The organism is Pseudomonas sp. R62 (assembly GCF_000257605.1).
Classification (GTDB): domain Bacteria; phylum Pseudomonadota; class Gammaproteobacteria; order Pseudomonadales; family Pseudomonadaceae; genus Aquipseudomonas; species Aquipseudomonas atacamensis.
Genome location: NZ_JH635999.1, coordinates 1,335,946 through 1,340,306, shown reverse-complemented (window position 1 = coordinate 1,340,306; position 4,361 = coordinate 1,335,946). Strand labels below are relative to the sequence as shown.

Here is a 4,361-nt window from a genome sequence, read left to right as displayed (position 1 = left end):
CCGCCAGCGCATTGATCAGTGTCAGCGCCCAGGCCGAAGGCAACGGGGTGATTGTCCTCAACCGCGACGTTCAACCCATCGCGATCGGTCGCAATGGCGGCAAAGACCCCTATCCAACCACGGTCAACGCCAACCCTTCGGCGCGGATCAACCAGACCCTCAGCAGTACCGAACTGACTGACGGTGATTTCGCCAGTGTCGCCAGCGGCTCATCGATTCGCGGCAACATGACCACGCCCAGTTCCAACCTGCCCGGCATGAACACCCTGACCAACCAGAACGGCCTGCCCGGTATGCGCACGGGTAGCGGCGGCGGCTCCGGGGCGTCGATCTCCAACACGGTCAACCGGGCGATGAGCACCGGGCTGGCGCCTCTGACTCGCATGGCCGGAGGCCAATGACATGAATCGCACCCTGCTGCTTCTCGCCCTGCTCGGCTGCACCAGCGCCATGGCCGATTCGGCTTCAGTGAACAAGGCCAATATTCAGGATTCCGGTGTTCAGTATCGCGGCAACTTCAATGTCAACCAGGCTGCCGGTGACCAGATGCAACAAGCCAACACCAAGGCGATTGCCATCGGCACCGAAGCCCATGCCACCACCAACGTCAGGCAAACCATCGACACGCGCGCCAGCCGCGCCATCGACGCGAGCGCCAATATCGGCGGCAACTCTTTCAGCAATGGCAACGGCATCCTCGGTGTGAACCAGGGCGCCGGTGCCAACAATCAAATGGCCAACGTCACGCGCGTCAGCATCAGTGCCGGCCCGCAGAGCGTTGACGACAGCGCCCTTTCACAACAGAACGTGGCGTTTTTACCGAGCTCAGGAGCAACTGGTACCTCAATCGGCAGTCGCCAGGTCACGACCAGTGATCAGGCCTTCACCGGCAGCCGCGGGGTAATTCAGGTGAACCAGAGTGCCGGGGTGGGGAACCGAATGGCTAACACCCTGAGCATCCGGGTCGCAGACTGACCCAAACAAAAAGCAGTGCAATTAGAAAAGTCCCAACACTTAACCAACTAATAAGCACGACGGAGAAACAACCATGAAACCTACAATGGCTCTCAAACCACTGGTTTTCGCACTCGCAGCAGTGATGGCAATGGCAGCACAGGCTGGCGGCCGTGGTGACAATGATCATGGTAACGGGCACGGCAATGGACATGGCAACGGTCACGGCCAGCCACAAGGTCCGAATCTTGAACAACTGCTGCAGATCACCGCAGGCGCCGGCGCCGCTGTACTCGATGCGCAAAACAGCGACGGCAACGTGGTGAAAAACCAGGGCACCCTGAACAACGCCAATGCCAGCGACTCGCTCAACGGCTCCAACGGCAACATGGGCGCCAACGTCGCCGCTGGCGACGGCAACCAGCAGGACAACGCTGCTGCACTGGCCACCGCTGACGAAAGCTTCATCTTCGGCAATGCTGTTGCTGCCTCGAGCGCGACTCAGGTGAACAACAACAACTACGTGAAAAACTCGTCCACCTTCAACAACGCCACGCTCAGCAATGCAGGCAACAATGGTTCCGGCAACATCGGCATCAACGTGACCGCCGGCAACTTCAACCAACAGAAAAACAACCTCGCCATCGCCGTTTCCGGTGGTCGTGTAGCGCAGGCCGCTGCCTCTGCCAACCAGTCCTCGACTGGTCTGGTCGTGGAAAACAAAGGCGTGCAGGCTTACAAAACCGACACCCTCACCGGTACTTACGCAGCCGCTGGCGTATTCAAAGCCAAAGGCACCGCGACCATCGAAGACGACAACCACGGCGGTTGGGGCAACCGTGGCGGCGGCCATGGCGGCAACGATGATCAGAAAGCCAAATTCGAAGCCGTGGGTACTTTTGGCCTCGCTGGCGTCACCACCCAACAAGTGTTGACCAAAGATGGCTGGAAAACTCCAGTCGTCAACAACGCCAACATGACCAACTCGATGAACAACTTCTCCGGCAACGGCGGAGCCAACGTCTCGGCGGGTGTGGGCAACCAACAAAGCAACTCGCTGTCCATCGCCGCAGGTTGCAAAGCCTGCATGTAAGCGCGATCGAAACGAAAGCCCCGGCAACGGGGCTTTTTTCCCAGGTTCCACAAGGCGTATTCGATCATGCGGACTCCTGCCCTCCTCGCTCTGCTTTGTCTGTGCGGCCTGACTCAGGCAGCCCAGATGCCGATCGCTGCCCTGCCGGGTGGCATGCTGGTCTACAAGGACGTGCAAAGCATTCGTGAGCGCAAGTTTGCCGACATCGTCGAACAGAAAACCGATTTCAGCTGCGGCGCTGCTGCACTGGCGACGGTCCTGCGCCAGGCCTATTGGCTCGACGTCGATGAGGAGCACATCATCAAAGGCATGCTGGTCAACGCTGACCAGGACCTGGTGCGAACCCAGGGTTTCTCCATGCTCGACATGAAGCGCTACGTAGAAAGCATCGGCATGCGTGCCCGTGGCTACCGGATCCCGCCCGAAAAACTCGAAGCGGTGACCATTCCGGTGGTGGTTCTGATGGACATTCGTGGCTACAAGCATTTCGTTGTCCTGCAGCGTTCGGACAAGGATTGGGTCTACATCGGTGACCCGGTTCTCGGCCACAAACGCTACAAGCACGACGACTTTGTCAAAGGTTGGAACGGCATTGTCTTTGCCATCGTCGGCCCCGGTTACGACAAGGCCAACGCCTTGCGCAGCCCTCCCGTGCCGCTGACGGCGAAGAACTCGCTGGACAGTTTCAACCCGGTCAAAGATGCGGAATTGATGGATTTCGGGTTCATTCAGAGCGACTTCTTTTAATCGCCGAGTTAGAGAATGGGACTGGATGTCCCGGGAGCAGCAGATGAAAAGCTCATACTGGCTGGCCGCCGCCTGCCTGGCAGCGAGTGCGTCAGGTTTAGCCCATGCCGGATTCAAACCCATCGAAATCAAGGACCAGGAGCTCGCCGAGCTGCGCGGTCGTTACGTCATGCCGGGGCGGGTCATCAGCTTCGGCATTGTCATGAGCAGCACCTGGCGCAACGCCAGCGGCGATTTGATCGGGGCCGCGACCTCGATGCAGATCCAGGCTGCAACCGTCAAACCGGAATTCTACGTCTCGACCATCAAGGAGTCGGGCAATGGCAGCACCCCTACCCTCGGCACCGGCTCTGTCATCGGCGGCGCCGGCCTCAATAGCAGCCAGGGTGTAACGCAGAGCGTACGCGCCGCCGGCGATGGCAACACCGCCAACAACAACGTCGCGATCAACGTCAGCGAAGCCAGTCAGGCCCCGGCACTGGTGCCGTCGCAGGGCCAGGCCCTCATCGCCGGGCAGACCATCAGCGGCAGCAACGGCGCCGGCAGTGTCGCGGTTTCGGCCAATGGCGGTGGCGTGCAAATGGCCATTCAGGCCAGCGGCAACCAGGGCACGGCACTGCAACAGGTCGCCCAGGGCGGGCTGCTGCAGAACACCCGATTGCTGGGCAGCGCCAACGTGGTCAACAACCTTACGCAACTCAACGTCGTACTTAACAATAACGGCAGAAGCGCCGGTGCACTGGATTGCAACCTGACCCAACTCGGGGCCCTACGCAATATCGGATATTGAACTACGCTGAGTCTCGATCATTGGGCTTAAAGGGACGGCTTATTCATGTATCGATCAGTATCACTGCGTGCTGCAGTGTGTTTGAGTACCCTTCTCCCGGCGGCAATGCTGCAAGCAGCACCCGACGCCGATGTAGAAGCCCTGAAACGGGAACTTCTGGAACTGAGACAACGATACGAACAACAACAACAAGCGCTGGCGGTACTTGAACAACGGGTCCGCCAGGTAGAAGAAACACCCGCCGCCCCACCGCCAAAACGGCTGGCCAAATCGCCGTCCGACATGAAAGGCAATCGCGTCGCCGCCGGAGCCGCCACAGGCACCGGTGCGGCCGCTGCATCGGGAGGCGCTGCCGGGGGCAGTGGCGCATCCTACGGTCAATCACTGGCCGATGATTCACAACCGGCACAGAGCGTTTCCAACCTGTATGACGAAGCCAGCGGTTTCTTTGGCGGCGGCAAGTTCAGCGTGGAAACCGGCCTGACCTATTCGCGCTACGACACCCGCCAGTTGATCCTCAACGGTTTCCTTGCGCTGGATTCGATCTTCCTGGGCAACATCAACCTCGACCGGATCAAGGCCGACACCTGGACCCTGGACCTCACCGGCCGCTACAACTTCGATAACCGCTGGCAGTTCGACCTGAACGTGCCGGTGATCTATCGCGAGTCGACGTATCAATCCGGCGGCGGCAACGAGGGCGCGGCTGGCGTAACAACCGAAGAAACCGTCACCAAGGATCCAACCATCGGCGACGTCAACTTCGGTATCGCCTAC

The 4,361-nt window shown here is 59.8% G+C and carries 5 protein-coding genes and 1 pseudogene; all 6 read left to right on the top strand.

Annotated features, from left to right (window positions below; all coding sequences use genetic code 11):
* Positions 1-401 (top strand): hypothetical protein (locus OQK_RS24170; protein ID WP_016774685.1); only part of this gene is annotated, 401 nt, incomplete at its 5' end.
* Between the two features lies 1 nt (position 402).
* On the top strand, positions 403-975 hold the full coding sequence (locus OQK_RS24165; protein ID WP_016774684.1) for a hypothetical protein: 573 nt from the start codon (positions 403-405) through the stop codon (positions 973-975).
* Positions 976-1,048: 73 nt separating this feature from the next.
* Complete coding sequence (locus OQK_RS24160) at positions 1,049-2,047, top strand: hypothetical protein (protein WP_016774683.1); 999 nt, start codon at positions 1,049-1,051, stop codon at positions 2,045-2,047.
* A gap of 66 nt (positions 2,048-2,113) precedes the next feature.
* Complete coding sequence (locus OQK_RS24155) at positions 2,114-2,794, top strand: C39 family peptidase (RefSeq protein ID WP_016774682.1); 681 nt, start codon at positions 2,114-2,116, stop codon at positions 2,792-2,794.
* 43 nt (positions 2,795-2,837) lie between these two features.
* A complete protein-coding gene (locus OQK_RS24150) occupies positions 2,838-3,584 on the top strand; it encodes a hypothetical protein (protein WP_038861672.1) in 747 nt (248 codons plus the stop codon).
* 45 nt (positions 3,585-3,629) lie between these two features.
* Positions 3,630-4,361, top strand: a pseudogene (locus OQK_RS31695) (hypothetical protein); the annotation flags it as partial.

Bases quoted from the DNA above. Each gene is read 5' to 3' on its own strand.
- OQK_RS24165 (WP_016774684.1), top strand. From the start codon at position 403: ATGAATCGCACCCTGCTGCTTCTCGCCCTGCTCGGCTGCACCAGCGCC.
- OQK_RS24160 (WP_016774683.1), top strand. From the start codon at position 1,049: ATGAAACCTACAATGGCTCTCAAACCACTGGTTTTCGCACTCGCAGCA.
- OQK_RS24155 (WP_016774682.1), top strand. From the start codon at position 2,114: ATGCGGACTCCTGCCCTCCTCGCTCTGCTTTGTCTGTGCGGCCTGACT.
- OQK_RS24150 (WP_038861672.1), top strand. From the start codon at position 2,838: ATGAAAAGCTCATACTGGCTGGCCGCCGCCTGCCTGGCAGCGAGTGCG.